Origin of the sequence: Lactiplantibacillus sp. DA1, from assembly GCF_032681335.1 — a bacterium.
Lineage (GTDB): Bacteria > Bacillota > Bacilli > Lactobacillales > Lactobacillaceae > Lactiplantibacillus.
Map to the genome: position 1 here is coordinate 133,855 of NZ_JAWHTQ010000005.1, position 16,542 is coordinate 150,396.

Sequence of the window (16,542 nt, forward strand, 5' to 3'; positions counted from 1 at the left end):
TTGGTAACGCTTTATAAATTTATGAAATTGTCACTTCTAATTTTCACGCGGTCCCTTGCTGTTTTCAAAAGGCATCGTCATTTAGTTAAAATTTAACTAAAACGACATATACAAATTTAATATTTTGTTTTATGATAATTGTAAGCGTTTTTATTTTTGTAACTTTGAAAGGAGCTTCCTCATGCAAGCTAATCTTCAATGGTTAGATGACCCAGAAGTCTTCCGGGTCAACCAATTACCTGCACATAGTGATCACCGTTATTATCACGACACAGCAGAATTCAAAACAGGTAGTCGCTTCGTTAAGAGTCTCAACGGCACTTGGCGCTTTAACTTCGCCAAGACCCCCGCTGAACGTCCCATTGATTTTTATCAACCCGATTTCGACGCGACCGACTTTGATACAATTCAAGTTCCCGGCCATATTGAACTGGCTGGCTACGGCCAAATCCAATACATTAACACGCTATACCCATGGGAAGGTAAAATTTACCGTCGCCCACCGTATACCCTCAATCAAGATCAATTAACACCAGGCCTATTCAGCGACGCTACGGACAACACCGTCGGCTCGTACCTCAAAACATTCGATCTCGACGATGCTTTTAAAGGGCAACGTATTATCATTCAGTTCCAAGGGGTAGAAGAAGCCCTGTACGTCTGGTTAAATGGTCACTTTATTGGCTACGCTGAAGATAGTTTCACCCCTTCAGAGTTTGATCTGACGCCGTATATTCAGGACCAAGGTAATGTTTTAGCGGTTCGGGTCTACAAACGCAGTACTGCTGCCTTTATCGAAGACCAAGATATGTTCCGCTTCTCTGGTATTTTCCGTGACGTTAATTTACTGGCGGAGCCTGCTAGCCATATTACTGATTTGGACATCCGCCCAGTTCCGAATGCCAATCTCAAAAGCGGCGAGCTCAACGTCACTACTAAAGTAACCGGCGAACCAGCCGCTTTAGCGCTGACCGTTAAAGACCATGACGGGCGAGTACAGACAAGTCAAACGCAAACCGGTAGTGACAGTATCACCTTTGATACTATGTTATTTGACCAACTGCACTTGTGGTCACCACAAACGCCGTATCTCTATCAATTGACAATTGAAGTTTACGATGCCAATCACCAACTCTTGGAAGTCGTCCCGTATCAATTTGGGTTCCGGACGGTCGAGCTGCGCGATGACAAAGTCATTTACGTCAATAATAAGCGGTTGGTGATCAACGGTGTTAACCGGCACGAATGGAACGCCCACACCGGTCGCGTTATCAGTATGGCTGATATGCGCGCTGATATCCAAACCATGTTAGCTAACAATATCAATGCCGATCGGACCTGCCATTATCCTGATCAATTGCCTTGGTATCAATTATGCGACGAGGCCGGCATCTACCTAATGGCCGAAAACAACCTCGAATCGCACGGGTCATGGCAAAAGATGGGCGCTATCGAGCCTTCTTACAATGTTCCTGGCGATAATCCACACTGGTTAGCAGCGGTGATCGACCGGGCCCGTTCGAACTACGAATGGTTTAAAAACCACCCATCGATCATTTTCTGGTCGCTTGGCAATGAATCATATGCCGGCGAAGATATCGCGGCGATGCAGGCTTTTTATAAAGAACACGATGATTCACGACTCGTCCACTACGAAGGTGTCGTCCACACACCAGAATTAAAAGATCGCATTTCTGATGTTGAAAGTCGGATGTACGAAAAGCCCGAAAATATTGCAGCTTACCTGGAGGATTATCCGGCCAAGCCATTCCTCGATTGTGAATATATGCATGACATGGGGAATTCTCTGGGCGGCATGCAATCATATAATGATTTGATCGACAAGTATCCGATGTATCAAGGTGGCTTTATTTGGGACTTTATTGATCAAGCGCTCTTCGTTCATGACCCAATTACCGACCAAGACGTGCTCCGATATGGCGGTGATTTCGATGAACGCCACTCCGATTACGAATTCTCCGGTGACGGCTTAATGTTTGCCGACCGGACACCAAAACCAGCAATGCAAGAGGTGAAATATTATTATGGCTTACACAAATAATCAATTACACGTTATTTACGGTGATGGGGGTTTAGGGCTACAAGGGGCTAATTTTCACTACCTCTTTAGCTACGAACGTGGCGGACTTGAATCACTCGTCGTCAACGATAAAGAGTGGCTCTATCGCACACCCACGCCCATCTTTTGGCGGGCAACAACCGATAATGATCACGGTAGCGGCTTTTCAATCAAATCCGCACAGTGGTACGCGGCTGATAAGTTCTCAACTTGTCAAGATATCGAATTAACGGTTGACGACCAACCAGTCACACCGTTACCAATCGCACCACTCAATAACAAGTACACGGATCACGAAATCGCCACGAAAGTCTCACTGGCTTACCACTTCGTTACCACGACCGTTCCTAGTACCATCGTCACAGTGACTTATACAGTGACAGCAGATGGCCAAATCAACGTTGCCACTCATTATAGCGGTCAGTCTGATTTGCCAGAGCTACCCGCATTTGGTCTGCGGTTTATCATGCCAACTACCGCGACTGGCTTTGACTATACCGGTTTGTCCGGCGAGACTTATCCTGACCGGTTGGCCGGCGCAACGCACGGACAATTCCACGTTGACAGTCTACCAGTCACACCATACTTGGTCCCACAAGAATGCGGTATGCACATGCAAACTGAACAAGTGACAGTAACGCGATCAACCACACAAAATAACGCTGATCATGACAACACACCATTCAGTTTGACGTTTAGCCAAGCCGATGCACCATTCGCCTTCAGCTGCCTCCCCTATACCGCCGCTGAACTAGAAAACGCAACGCACATGGAAGAATTACCATTAGCACGGCGAACGATCTTATCAATCTACGGTGCCGTTCGTGGGGTCGGTGGCATTGATAGTTGGGGGACGGACGTAGAATCCCAATATCATATCCCCGCTGATCAAGACATTGACTTCAGCTTTAACATTCATTTCTAAAAGTTAATTTGATGCTAAAAGAACGCTCCGGCAAGTCATTTGCCAGAGCGTTCTTTTAGATTAACGATAATCAAATTTCAATGTAACTAACGGCTTAGTCCTTAGCCTTGAAGTAATGTACCTGCGCGGTGAAATCACTGGTTTGAACGGGAGTCGTGTAAAGTCCTAGTTGCATCAGTTCATCGCCACCATACATTTTGTTTGTGTCAGTCTCAACGTAGGTCTGCTGAGGATCTAATCCCGCTAGCTTCGTAATATGTGGTTCTGGTTGAACTGCACCTAAAATAACGAAGGTGAATAGCAAGGCTTCTTTCTGATCCGGACTAACAAACATCCACGCGACCGTATTAGATTCAAACGGGCTCTCTAATCGATAGAAGGTCCCGTATTGAACTAACTCACGGTGCTGCTTATAAAAGGCAACCTGTGCTTTAACGGCCTGCTTGTCCGCATCACTTAGTTGGGCAGCGTCCAGTTCATAGCCCAAGGTACCACTCATTGCCACAGCACCACGCATCTTCATCGACGTCGACCGTCCTAACAATTCATCCGGGCTCGTCCCGACATGGGCGGTAATTGCAGAAATTGGATAAACGAGTGAAGTCCCATATTGAATTTTGAGCCGTTCAATTGGGTCATTATTATCTGATGGCCAACTCTGTGGCATGTAATACATTAAACCAGCATCAAAGCGGCCACCACCGCCAGAGCAGCCTTCAAATAAGATCTGTGGATAGCGTTTCGTTAAACGCTCCATCAAGTCATATACACCTAAGATAAAACGGTGGCTAGTCTCACCTTCATGAGTTGAATCGCTATGTGGCGAATAGACTTCCGTTAAATTGCGGTTCATATCCCACTTGATATAATCAATGGGCACCTTATCAAGAACCGCGGTCATTTGTTCAAAAATATTGTCGACAACATCCGGCTGGCTGAAATCAAGCACGTATTCGTTCCGCGATAATGTTCGGCCACGATCTGGTACGCCTAACACCCAATCAGGATGGGCCCGATAAAGATCGGAATCGGCTGAAATATTTTCTGGCTCGAACCAAAGTCCGAACCGCATCCCTTTATCATGGGTCCGTTTGCTAATATCCGCTAAGCCTCCTGGTAACTTGTTCCGATTAACAAACCAGTCACCTAGCGAACTATTATCATCATTTCGATGACCGAACCAACCGTCATCCAGCACAAACATTTCGATACCCAGTGGTGCTGCAGCATCCAAGATTGATTGAATCTTGTCCGCATCAAAGTCAAAGTAAGTGGCTTCCCAATTGTTGATCAAGATCGGCCGGAGATCATGCTTGTAACGACTGCGCGCCACGCGATCACGCAATAAATCATGGTAGGTTTGCGACATACCATTAAGCCCCGTCGTCGAGTATACCATTGCAACCTCGGGCGTTTGGAAACTATCACCGGCCGCCAATCGCCAGTCGAAATTATATTCATTGATTCCCATAGTCAAGCGCGTCTGACCAATTGGGTCCCGTTCTAAACTAATCTGATGGTTACCTGAATAAATTAGCAATGCACCAAGGACATTGCCTTGAAATTCATTAGTATTCGGATCAGCTAGCGCCACAAAAGGATTCATATGATGAGAACTAGCACCCCGGCGACTTTCAAACTGAGTTACACCTCGATGGAGCCGTTCACGACTAAGCTGGCGCTCACGCGCATAGCTTCCAGGTAATGAAATGGCATCTAATGGTTGGGTTGGCAGGTCCATCTGCATTGAAGCCACTTTTTCTAAGTCGACAGTTTGCTCACTCTGGTTAATCAACCGGGCGCTACGCGTGATAACTGGCCGATCCCGATAAATCGTGTAGGCTAATTCGAGTGTCACGCCTAATGTGGCATCTCGCAACGTCACAATCAAAGTTTGGGCTTCATCCTCATCTTCGACATAAGTTTGTGGCAAGCCTTTAAGTTCCGGCTTACCGGCTTCCATCCGGCAGTCTTGATAACGAAAATCAACTGTTCGAGCACCATTGGCCGCGCGAATAATCGCGGCGGGTTGCCGATAATCACCGGTATTATTGCCACCGTATTCCTGTGGCAAATCATCCTTGGAATAACTTCGATCAGTCGTATTCGGTAAATTTCCTGAGAACCCCCGATCAATCCGGGGATACTGACGCTCGCCATGATAACCCCGAACCCGTGGGCCAAAGTACAAGTGGGCCAACACGTTGCCTGTCTCCACACCTAGAATATACGAGATTTGATCGTTATGCAGGTGAAAGACAAGTTGTTCTTCATCAATGTCAATTAAAGTTTGCTGCAACGTTACTGCCATAGTAAAATCTTCCCTTCGCTATTAACTTTTTCTATTTCAGTTCACAAAAAGAGCTATTAATGGCTCGCGTCATTAATAGCTCTCCTCGTAAAGAAACTATGCTTGATCCGGTAAGCCGACATTCGATAATTGTAAGACATCTTCATCATCTTGTACGGTGGTTCCTGAATCTTTAAGATACGTAAATTCGGGCATATCTTTATAGTTTGTAATAACGACCATAACGGTATCATCCAAGCCAGCCTTTTCAATTGCTGGTTGCCAGAATTCAATTAATTCTTGCCCTTGTGTGACATGGTCGCCCTTTTCAACATACTGAACAAAACCAGTTCCGCGCATCTTAACGGTACCAATCCCAATATGAATCAAGGTTAAAATACCCGTGTCAGAACGTAAGCCAATCGCATGGCGAGTCGGGAAGGTTGCAACAACTTCACCATCAAATGGCGCTAAGACACGACCATCTGTTGGTTTGATAGCAAACCCTTTACCCATACTACCGTTAGCAAAAGCTTCATCCGCAACATCATTCAAACTGATCAATTCACCAGCAACGGGATCCTGGTAAACTGTCGTCTTAGTATCAGCTTCTGCTTCAACTTCGGCAGGGGTTTCATCAGTTTCCAAATGAGTTGACCAAGTCTTTTCGAGTTCATCAACGATTTGCGCATGCATCTTTTCATCCAACTTAACTTTCTTGAAGAAGATGAATGTCCCAATCAAAATCATAGCAGCAGGTACACCGAACATCATTAACTTGAAGATAGCAGCACCATGGCTAGTCACATCACCAGCAGTAGCACCAGCCGTCATCCCGGCCCAAACAGCAGTTAAACCAACGACACCGTTAGAAATCGCACCGCCTAATTTATCAAGTAAAGGCCGAACGGATAAGGTCAAAGATTCGTCACGGTGACCAAACTTTAATTGCCCATATTCAACAGAATCACTCAAAACCATCAAGACAACTAAGAAAATTAATGGTTGTGGAATGTAGAATAATACGGCTGCTGTCAAGATCATTGGTAATGATTGACCAGCAAAGGCAAACATGATCAACGAGATCATCATAATAACAATTGCCAAGAAGAACACTTTACGACGACTAAACTTCTTTGCTAATGGTGGGAAAGCCAAAACGGCGAAAATCCCAATTAATGCATTCAATGATCCTAAGAGTGTAAATTTCGATGCATCACCCAAAATATAAGTAAAATAGTAAAGTTCTAGTGAGTTAGTGATGGCAATGCCTGCCGTGTAAATCCCATACATCAATGATAGCCACATCAATTGATCATTACGTGCTAACACTTTAAAAACTTCTTTGAAAGTTGTTTTTTCAGTGTTCTTACGCAATTCAGAATCATTTTCTTTAGTCCCAAGTGCAACGACTAAGGCGGAAATCAATGCAATCGCCGCAATAATAATCCCAAAGGCCATCCAACCACGGTTATCACCTTGGCCGCTGTTGGCTTTAACTGAGAATGTCAAAACAATTGGCATAACAACGATCCCAACAATGTTAGCGCCAATGTTAGAACCAACCCGGGCATATGTCGCCGTCTTTTCACGTTCTGCGGAGTCAAATGAAATCGCAGGTATCATTGACCAGAACCCAACATCCTTAAATGAATAGAAGATATCCATTGTAATATATAAAATTGCAAAAATAATTAGGTATAGAATTGGGTTAGACGTATTCAAGCCGCCTAAGCTAGTGAACAATAACGCTAAAACAACGGAACCAATAATCCCACCAGTAACAATCCATGGTTTAAAGTGACCCCACCGGGAATTAGTGTTATCAATTGCATTCCCAATTAACGGGTCAATCGCGAGTTCCACGAACCGTAGACCTGCAATGATCATAGTAATGTACGCGATCATCTTAGTCCCTTGTGCCCCACTACTCTTATCGAATAGATGGGAAGTCACAAACATAATAAAATAAGTTGACAATGTTGCGTAGAAGGCATCGTGCCCAAACGCCCCAAATGAATAAGCAAGTCGCGACGTTATTTTACGACTCTTACTCTGCTTTGTCTCTGCATCCATAATCTCGCCTCACATCTTCCTTGAATAATTTACAAGTTTAAATGTAATCGTTTTCAGAAGTAATGTCAATGATTTTTAGTAAAATTTGTTCAATAGTTTTATCTATACCGATTTTTATTGTGGCGCTCCTCGTCCTTAATATCTCCATATCAAGCCACCGTAACATCATACACTACTAGCATTGAATGGGTTTTGTCCTTTATTAACGACACTGCCAGTCCTAAAAAGAACACTTTACTAAACACTGTAAACACCGTTTAAAGTGTCCCATTTCAATAAAAAAGTGTTAGGCTTACAAACTGCCTAACACAATAACAAATCTTAATTTAATCGTTCATATTGATACCGGATCGTATGGGTCACTGGTTGCCCGGGACGCAAAACAATATCACCAAAGTCCGCATGGTTAATGGCATCCGGCAAAGTCTGGGCTTCCGTCGCTAACGCATTATATTGATGTGTGTCTTCCTTATCAGCATCAAATGGATTAGCCGTGAAAATAATAAGACTATTGCGATCCGAGTAAAGTTTAACCTGCCGTTGACCGTCAACATCGCCAACGATGGCAATTGGTTCCGTGGCGCTAGGAGTCACTTCATAGGCATCGTCGAATTCAATACCACCATTTTCGGTCTTTAATTGGGCCAGTGCTTTTTCAACTGGTTGCGCCTGGTTAAAGTCGTACGCCGTCCCCTTAACCGCTAATTTCTTACCAGTCGGTACTTTCTCACCATCAAACTCAAGATGAGCCGCACTCGTAATCTGCAATTTTTGTTGTGCTAAACTAGTTCGATCATCGGTCGTATTCCAATAAACGTGGTTAGTTGGGTTGAAGAGTGTCGCAGCATCCGTATCACCAGTAAACGCAATCGATACTTGATCTTGATTATCCAACGTAAACTTGATGGCCACGTCCATATTTCCCGGGTAATTATCATCACTAGCCTTAATGTGCTTCGTTAAAGTCACACTGACACTATCATCAGTCTGACTAAAAGCACCATCAAAGTTGAGCGTGTTAAAGCCATGGTCACCGCCATGCAACGAATGTGTTTGTTCATTCATTTCAACTTGATAAGTTTGATCATCAATATTGAACTTAGCACCACCAATTCGGCCAGCAACCCGACCAATTGATTGACACAAGCAGTAACCCACTCGTTGATAGTCAGCCATGTTATCAAGGCCCCAGATCAAAGGATGCTCAACACCGTCTTCATTGACAACAAATTCTTGCCACGTACCACCGTAACTCAATACTGAAATGCGAGTCTGACGATCGTTAACTAACGTATAACGCATTACGTCTTGACCATCCAGCTGATCAAATACTGTTTTCTTAGTTTCCAAAATCATGCCACCTCCGTGTTATTTAAACCGCTTTCATTATGTAGTATACCAGAATTTCAGCCATCTGAGTAAAACTTTTAGTTAAATAAAAAAGGGCGTCTGATTTCCAGCCGTCCCTTTTACTATTTAGTACTGGCTCGTTCAACTAAGTTGGTGCCCAATTCGACGCGTTGCGTTGTTGTCCGTCCCGCCAAGCGCGTCATCACTAAATTAACAGCAGTCGCCCCCATCAATTCGGTATCAACATTAACGGCACTTAATTCGGGATAAACAAAAGTTGCCAACGACGTATTGTTAAAACTAAATAGTTTTACTCGTTCTGGCACTTGAATACCGCTAGCCTGCAATGCCTTGAGCGCACCGGCCGCCATCGGATCGTTCGCCACAAAAAAGGCCCCTGGTAACTGATCGCCCAACTTACGAATGGCTTTTTGCATCATTTTAAAACCAGACTCGCTTGTGTAATCGCCCTTGAAGACAAACTTGGGATCAAACGCATGCCGCCGTTCCATTGCAGCTCGAAAACCTAACATCCGCCGATCAACTACCGCTAATTGGTGGTCAGTCGTCATTTCTTGACCGTGAATAAACCCAATACGATGGAAGTTACGTTGCCAGAAGTAATCGACAACTTTTTCGGTTGCTAACCGAAAATCAGTAATAACACTATCGAAACCAGCATCGAACTGATCATCATCTACAAAGACTAGATTATCAGTCACCGCAGCCAAGTCCGCTACTTGTGGCTGACTAAACTTACCAACGGCGATAACCGCATCTACGTCCGGTCCCAGTTCTTGTAAATTATTCTGAAAAATACGCGTTACCTCAAACTGATTATCCTGTCCGCGTCGTTCAATCCCCATGCGCACTGACATATAATACAAGTCATCTTGTTCCTTGGATTCTGAATACCATTGAACAATGGCAAGCCGTTTACGGGCAGTCGCGACAGTATGCCGTTTATTTTTTGAATACTGTAATGCTTCCGCTGCATCTAAGATTCGCTGACGCGTCGTATCACTAACAGACAATGACTGATCTTTGTTTAGCACGCGCGATACCGTTGCTAATGATACACCAACTTTATTCGCAATATCTTTTAGCGTTGCCGCCATGGATTGGCCCCCTGTTTCTGTTTTTCATTATCATCATATTTTAAATTGAACTTGCATATTTGTAAATGTTTTACAATTTTTTAGTTCATTAACGGCTGAGATATCATGGTAAAACCATATTATACTTTTTAAAACCCATAATAATCTCCTACATTTCAAACTTTACCATGAAAAGTTCAATTTAGCGAATGAAAAATATTTACAAGGGAATTCTAGGCCAACCTGACCATCGTACATAAAACCAAAAAGTTAATTTTCTTTATTCTGCCAATATTGTTCGATTTCTTCCAATGATTTCCCCCTTGTTTCCGGCACCATCTTCCAAACAAATAACGCTGACACAGCCGTTACAACAACATAAAGTATAAATGTCCATCCTTCTCCAATATTCTGCGTCAGAATTGGAAACGTATAGCTTAACGTAAAATCGCTTAGCCATAAAACAACCGTACAGATTGACATTGCCCGCCCACGGATTCTAGAGGGAAATATCTCAGAAATAAGAAGCCATGTCACTGGTGCTAATGAAATCGCATATGATGCAATTGCCAACAGGATAAAGGTTAAAGTCACCGTAGCAGATGCATGAGTAAAGAAACAAATCGCAACAACTAGTAAACAAACCGACATGGCAAATGAGCCCCATCCAAGTAATTTTTTACGACCAATTCGATCAACTAATCCCAATGAGACTACAGTAATCACCATATTAATGACACCAATAGATACGGTCGCCATAAATGCACCACTTTGACCAAATCCAGCGCCTTTAAAAATCTCAGGTGCATAGTACATAATCGCGTTACTACCAGAAAACTGTTGGAACAATGCCAAAAGCACACCAATTACTAATACCGGGAACCATGTTTTATTAAACAAGTCACTGAATTTCGTGTCATCGACTACTTTTTCAGCATCTTGAATCGCATTGAGTTGCTGCTTAGCAGCTAGCTCACTGGACTCCACCTTTTTCAAAACTTTTAAAGCTTCACTTTGTTTACCATGTTGTGCCAACCAACGAGGACTTTCGCCTGCTGGAATCAATGCTATCAAGAATAGCGCCGATGGAATCACACCAATTCCCATCATCCAACGCCACCCTGTAGAAATATTCCAATCAGCACTAGAACCCGAAGCAATTGCCGCATTAATAAAGTACACGATAAATATCCCAATCGTGATTGCCAGCTGATTCACAGAAACTAATTTGCCTCGTACTTCTGAAGGCGCCATCTCAGCAATATATAAGGGCGTAATCAGGGACGTTAATCCAATACCAATACCAGCTAGTATCCGCCAGATAACTAAGATTAGATAACTGCTAGAAAACGCTGCTCCTAATGAAGATACTGCAAAAATAATAGCGGACAAAGCTAAGATTTTTTTGCGTCCAAATAGATCACTAAGAACTCCAGCTACTGATACTCCAATAGCACAGCCAATTAGAATACAGGAGGTCACCCAACCGACTTCTGCACTAGTCAGACTGAATTTAATTTGCAGAAATCCAACCGCTCCCGAAATTACTGCCGTATCATAGCCAAATAATAGACCACCAAGTGCAGCTGCACATGAGATCAATATGACATAAGAACTAATTTTTCTTTTACTATTACTCATCACGCCTACCTCTTTTGTTAAATTCAAGATTTATTAAGTTAAATATATTATGAAAGCGCATACATTAACATGCACTAATCTTTTCTAAGAATGGACTATCCTGAAGCTTGCTTATTCAAATTCAAACGACCAGTTAGTCCATGTTCTAAATGCCTCACCTGGCATCAAGATAATTGGCGTTAGATCGCTTGACTCCATTGGTGGACACTGTGCCTCCAATGCCACACCATTGTATCGGCCAATATTACTAGCTACACCCTGATGGTTGAAGTGATTTGCGGTGTAAACAACCACGGCCGGTGATTGGGTTGTCATAATCATTGATACCTTACTATCAGCTGCAATTAATATCACCGCCGGTTGACGACCAGTTAAAATATACGGATGATTTAATCCATGTTCAGCCACAATTTCCGGATCAGCAGTTCTTAACACCTGACCAATCGGGATAGGTGTTCGAAAATCAAATACAGTTCCCTGGACGGGTTTACACCCCATAAAGGGCAAACTCTCCTTATCCAATGGCAAGTAAGTATCACTATTGATTTGCAAGCTGGCATGCTCAACTGTCTGATCAGGACCATCTAAACAAAAATAGACATGGTTAGTTGGATTGAAAATAGTGACTTTATCCGTAATAGCCGAAATTGAATACCAAATACAATTACGATTATCAAGACGATAGTTCACTTCAATTTTTAGATTACCTGGGTACCCATTCTCACCGTCCGGATCAACCAAAGTAAATTTTGTCTCGACTGTATTTTCGCCATATTTCGTTTGAAAACTATAAACTTTCATATCCGTGCCAATCCCACCATGAATATGGTTATTGCCTTCATTCAACGGTAACTGCACTTTCTGACTTCCAAGTTGCCAAAGACCATTGCGGATTCTACCAACTACACGTCCAACTGTGCCGCCTAAAAAGTTTCGTTCCTTTACATAGTCTTCCGGGGAATTTAGAGATAAAATAACACTTCGCGGTCCAGTCATCGTTGGCAAAACAACATCTTCAAGTGTGGCACCATAGTTTAAGATTTTGACTTGCATTCCGATATCATTTGTCATCGTAATCTCACACAAATCATGATGATTCTGATGTCCATATTTAACTACCCTAATCTGCATTAAAATCCCTCCAAGCTTACGTTGCCTATAAAAATAAGCTTTGCAATTTTTCAAACATTTGTACATGCTGTTGATTAAAAAAGTGAGGAGGGTTGCTCAAAGCAAAATACGCAAGTGCAATTGTCTCATCAGTCTTCATGCCCAATAACTGACCACTCATATAGCGAACTAAATAAAAACAATTGATTGGCTGAACTTGATCACCATTCGGGTACTGATAAGTCAAATCATCCGACAGCGTCAATAACCGTTCTGGTAATACATTTACACCCGCATCTTCTTGAAACTCCCTAGTCAGTGCTTGCTCATAAGTCTCGCCATACTCCAAATACCCACCTGGGAAACCCCAATCACCAGTATCTGTGCGTTCCTGTAATAGGACCTGCTTTTGACTATTCAGTAATGCCCCCGATGCGGAATTTAAAATTAATGGCTGATGTCCCACCTGAGCACGAACAGCTGCTACATATCCAGACAAAATAACATCTCCTTCAGATCGATCATTTTCAATAAAAGCAACCATAAACTCATTCATGGTTGCTATTTTCAAATTGCTTGCGCTATTCGGTTTTTACAAAATTTTGATGACGAATAACACCTTGGTGGTGATTATTTAATGTGCTTGCTTGTTTAAATAGTTTTTGAGCTTTTTCGAGTTTTCCCAATCCTGCATATCCCAATGCCATCAAATAGTAACAGTGGACCGTATTACGTGTTTGGTAATTTTCATCAAACAACAATGCATCTGGCAATGAAACTGCAAAATAATCCATCTTGAACTCATCAAATAGATGTTGCTCGCCAAAGTTAATAAGTTTATAGTACTTTGCACGGGCGTCATCGGCCTGTTGCAATTGTTCATATGCTAGTCCCTGATAAAAAATTGTATCTGCGGGTTGATCATTGTAATACATCATATCGGTAGGCTCATCCAACCCCTGAGTAGCACTAATGAAGTGTGCCTTAGCTTGCGCCTCATCCTGAACCTGCTTATAGGCCAATCCTAGATAGTAATCAATCACATTATTAACAGCTATTGGTAACTTACCTTCACCCAAGCTCCGCGGGTAAGTTAAAGCCTGTTGTAACTTTTCAATCGCTTGCTGCGGCTGTAATGCTACAAGATCTTTTTTCGCCAGTTCGACTAAAGCATATTCATATTGTGTGCTGACCTTACCTTCGCCACCTTCCCAAGGATGGAATGTATGGGCCATAATGAGGTCATATGCGCGCTGATACTGTCCGGTTTCATTAAGCAGTGTGACAAGTGAAATGTAACTGTCATCACGCATCTTGACGAGATCCATGTGTCGTTCTAGAAATGTAATTCGCTCTTTCAACTGATAAGCTAGCTTTTCGTATAATGTATCAAGCTCAAATACCAATCGACTGTTCTGTGGATCCAACTCAAAAGCTGTTTCTAGTTCCTTAAGCGCAGCCTGTTGCTGATGCTGCTTATTGAAGTAGGCTATTGCTAAATTACGATGTGCCATTGCATACTCAGGTTTCAGTTTCGTGCATAATTTCCATAATTGCGTTGCTCGCTCGTAAACTTTTCGATCATAGAAAAGATTGCCTAAATAATAAGCCGCCAATCCATCATCCGGATACTGATCAATAACATATTCAAGTACCTTAATGTCCATCAAGCGATTTGGGAAAATGTAATCTGGAGAAGCAATTGCACCAGCATTCGCGTATTGCTTCGCATCAGATAGATTGCCCAACTTAGTTGCGAGATAAGATTGATAATAGTATTTCATTGGATTATGGCCTTCGAAACAACTAACAATTTTCATAGCGTCTTCAAACTGGCCAGCATCCATATATTGCTCGGCTAAAGATAAATAATCGTTCAGGTTATTGTTTAAAGCTTGCTTTAATAATTGATTATTATGCTCATTCGAATGTAGACAATATTTCTCATATAGATTGCCAGCATCTAAACAATTAATTCGCTCATTTTCAACCGTCAGTTGTTCTGCCTCTTTCAGTCTCCCTAAACGCCGTAGAACATTACTCTTCAGGGTACGAATCGTCATATCATGATAGTTAGTCAAAATGGCCTTATCTAGAAACGCCAGCGTTTTCTCAAGGTCCCCCGCCCCGCTTTTAATTCGAGCAAGCGCAAGGAATCCACTGGACTGTGTCTCATACGACCAAGTTGCTTTATAAAAATGATCATACGCAACTCGAAGTTTATCTTGTTTTAACAGACTAAGTCCCAAGTGATATTGAGCACTACCACTAAGCGGATTCGTATTATGCACATTCTCCCTAGCAATTGCGGCTCTAAAATAGCGCTCGCTTTGGCTAAATAATCCGCGACGATAAAGAAGTAATCCATACGCATCATTCACTCGTTCATCCATTGGATCCCGCTTTAAGGCCTCTAAGTAGTAATCGTCTGGTCGATAGGTTGCATGTCTATACTGTTCAAGATGTCTGGCAGCTAGTAATAGCTCGTCATTAGTTTGAATCTGAGATGGTTCTTTTATGGCTTTCGCCGGTGCTGGGATTCTTTCGATTTTTGAAGGAGCTTGATGATAAGTCACTAGGAATTTGCCATCAGCATCGGTCACAATAATCTTAAGTTCATCGTCAGGTACTGATAAGTCACCATAAATCTTACTAAAGACTTGTGTCGGTTTTATGGTCACGATATCGTCGCTAATAACAGTTTCCTGATGCATGAGCTTAATATGAGCACCACGAAATTCAGATGTCGTATAAACAATCAGCTCATAACCTTGGTCCACTTTTTTAAAGTTCAGCACCGCATCCTTAGTCGCATTTTTAACGGCACCAACATGCTGATAAGGCATGAAATATTCAGTTGACGACTTTTCTTCATGTGGCTTCAGCCAAGTGAAATCTGGTTGATTATCTGTAAATGTTCCCACCATTAATTCGATATATGGTCCATCGTTATCTGTTAATTGATAATCCCAAGACTTTCCAAAATCACCATTTCCCCAAGTCCACTGCTTCTTACCTGGTGACGTATGATGGTCTGCAACATGTAATAATCCGGCATGCTTTTGATGATCATAATTACCCAAAAAGTCATATTCAGAATGCGCTGCCATATATGAAGTTGGCACCGGTACATTTTTATACCTAGAGATATCGACACCAGCTGAGTAGTCCATTTTGTAATATTCGCCAGTTGCAATTGGAAAAGTTGATACTGCCCGCTTCCCATGATCAAAAACTGCCGTCACATCTGGCGGAAAAATTGATTGCGTATGATCATTTACAGGAACTGCTGGATTAGCCCACCATAGAAAGGTTTGCGGTATATCAGTTGGATTTTTAAAATATTCGTCCAACTTAAGGTATGCTTTATCCGGCGTTAATGTAAAACCAACCGTCACTTTAGTACCATACATTGCATCCGTATCACTCATCCACAGCGTTTTAGCGCCATCATCATGTTCCTCAACTCGATATTCGATTGGTAAAAAAGTATCCGGCCGATGATGCTGTGGCCAATTGAACTCAATACCACCTGAAATCCATGACCCAGTCAAGCCAACCAAAGCAGGCTTGATAACATGATTATAATAAACAAAGTCATAATTATTAGTTTTGTCCAAGGCACGATAAATTCGACCACCAAGTTCTGGCAAAAAGGTAATTTGTAAATATTGATTTTCTAAAATTACTGCGTGATATTCCTGATCGACCTTCTTGTCCAAAATCTTTTCAGTCACTGGAAAAGGATAAACTTTTCCACTGCTTCCCTGATAGACACGATTTTCTAGGAACATTGGGTTTTTTTCAGGTTTACTGGTCTGATATGTTGGAATTGTCAGCTTGGTTTCTGTCAACGAGACACCTGTAATTGTATTTAGCATCTGTAATACGTCCTTTCGTTATTCATTAGCACTATGATATTATTGAAAGGGCTTTCTTTGAATGCAATTTCATATTCAAAAGATGGATTATC

Annotated in this window: 10 protein-coding genes; 2 read left to right on the top strand and 8 right to left on the bottom strand. The window is 42.3% G+C overall.

Features of this window, described 5'->3' with window-relative positions; genetic code table 11:
• Nucleotides 1–181: 181 nt before the first annotated feature.
• On the top strand, nt 182–2,062 hold the full coding sequence (locus RXV91_RS09250; protein WP_316439629.1) for a glycoside hydrolase family 2 TIM barrel-domain containing protein: 1,881 nt from the start codon (nt 182–184) through the stop codon (nt 2,060–2,062).
• Complete coding sequence (locus tag RXV91_RS09255; protein ID WP_316439630.1) at nt 2,046–3,005, top strand: beta-galactosidase small subunit; 960 nt, start codon at nt 2,046–2,048, stop codon at nt 3,003–3,005. The genes RXV91_RS09250 and RXV91_RS09255 overlap by 17 nt, the downstream gene beginning before the upstream one ends.
• Before the next feature lie 94 nt (nt 3,006–3,099).
• Here the strand turns inward: RXV91_RS09255 and RXV91_RS09260 are convergent, their stop codons facing one another.
• The 8 genes from RXV91_RS09260 to RXV91_RS09295 all read right to left on the bottom strand — a co-directional run bounded on the left by RXV91_RS09260 (nt 3,100) and on the right by RXV91_RS09295 (nt 16,450).
• Nucleotides 3,100–5,316 carry an alpha-galactosidase gene (locus tag RXV91_RS09260; protein WP_316439631.1) on the bottom strand — a complete coding sequence of 739 codons (2,217 nt, stop codon included), beginning with the start codon at nt 5,314–5,316 and terminating at the stop codon, nt 3,100–3,102.
• A 96-nt stretch (nt 5,317–5,412) separates the two neighbouring features.
• Nucleotides 5,413–7,371 carry a glycoside-pentoside-hexuronide (GPH):cation symporter gene (locus RXV91_RS09265; RefSeq protein WP_021730079.1) on the bottom strand — a complete coding sequence of 653 codons (1,959 nt, stop codon included), beginning with the start codon at nt 7,369–7,371 and terminating at the stop codon, nt 5,413–5,415.
• Nucleotides 7,372–7,692: 321 nt separating this feature from the next.
• Nucleotides 7,693–8,727, bottom strand: a complete 1,035-nt coding sequence (locus RXV91_RS09270; RefSeq protein WP_316439632.1) for an aldose epimerase family protein — start codon at nt 8,725–8,727, stop codon at nt 7,693–7,695.
• A gap of 116 nt (nt 8,728–8,843) precedes the next feature.
• Complete coding sequence (locus RXV91_RS09275) at nt 8,844–9,839, bottom strand: LacI family DNA-binding transcriptional regulator (protein WP_021730081.1); 996 nt, start codon at nt 9,837–9,839, stop codon at nt 8,844–8,846.
• Nucleotides 9,840–10,088: 249 nt separating this feature from the next.
• The gene (locus RXV91_RS09280) at nt 10,089–11,459 is read right to left on the bottom strand and encodes a sugar porter family MFS transporter (RefSeq protein WP_316439633.1); all 1,371 of its coding nucleotides are present in this window, start codon (nt 11,457–11,459) and stop codon (nt 10,089–10,091) included.
• A 111-nt stretch (nt 11,460–11,570) separates the two neighbouring features.
• A complete protein-coding gene (locus RXV91_RS09285; RefSeq protein ID WP_316439634.1) occupies nt 11,571–12,590 on the bottom strand; it encodes an aldose epimerase family protein in 1,020 nt (339 codons plus the stop codon).
• Between the two features lie 25 nt (nt 12,591–12,615).
• Nucleotides 12,616–13,068, bottom strand: coding sequence for an NUDIX hydrolase (locus RXV91_RS09290; protein ID WP_316439635.1), 453 nt, complete (start codon nt 13,066–13,068; stop codon nt 12,616–12,618).
• 82 nt (nt 13,069–13,150) lie between these two features.
• Nucleotides 13,151–16,450 carry a DUF5107 domain-containing protein gene (locus RXV91_RS09295; RefSeq protein ID WP_316439636.1) on the bottom strand — a complete coding sequence of 1,100 codons (3,300 nt, stop codon included), beginning with the start codon at nt 16,448–16,450 and terminating at the stop codon, nt 13,151–13,153.
• Nucleotides 16,451–16,542: the final 92 nt, after the last annotated feature.

Excerpts from the sequence above, each read along its gene's own strand:
- RXV91_RS09275 (WP_021730081.1), bottom strand. The coding sequence starts at position 9,839 with ATGGCGGCAACGCTAAAAGATATTGCGAATAAAGTTGGTGTATCATTA.
- RXV91_RS09255 (WP_316439630.1), top strand. The coding sequence starts at position 2,046 with ATGGCTTACACAAATAATCAATTACACGTTATTTACGGTGATGGGGGT.
- RXV91_RS09250 (WP_316439629.1), top strand. The coding sequence starts at position 182 with ATGCAAGCTAATCTTCAATGGTTAGATGACCCAGAAGTCTTCCGGGTC.
- RXV91_RS09295 (WP_316439636.1), bottom strand. The coding sequence starts at position 16,450 with ATGCTAAATACAATTACAGGTGTCTCGTTGACAGAAACCAAGCTGACA.
- RXV91_RS09260 (WP_316439631.1), bottom strand. The coding sequence starts at position 5,316 with ATGGCAGTAACGTTGCAGCAAACTTTAATTGACATTGATGAAGAACAA.
- RXV91_RS09280 (WP_316439633.1), bottom strand. The coding sequence starts at position 11,459 with ATGAGTAATAGTAAAAGAAAAATTAGTTCTTATGTCATATTGATCTCA.
- RXV91_RS09265 (WP_021730079.1), bottom strand. The coding sequence starts at position 7,371 with ATGGATGCAGAGACAAAGCAGAGTAAGAGTCGTAAAATAACGTCGCGA.
- RXV91_RS09270 (WP_316439632.1), bottom strand. The coding sequence starts at position 8,727 with ATGATTTTGGAAACTAAGAAAACAGTATTTGATCAGCTGGATGGTCAA.
- RXV91_RS09285 (WP_316439634.1), bottom strand. The coding sequence starts at position 12,590 with ATGCAGATTAGGGTAGTTAAATATGGACATCAGAATCATCATGATTTG.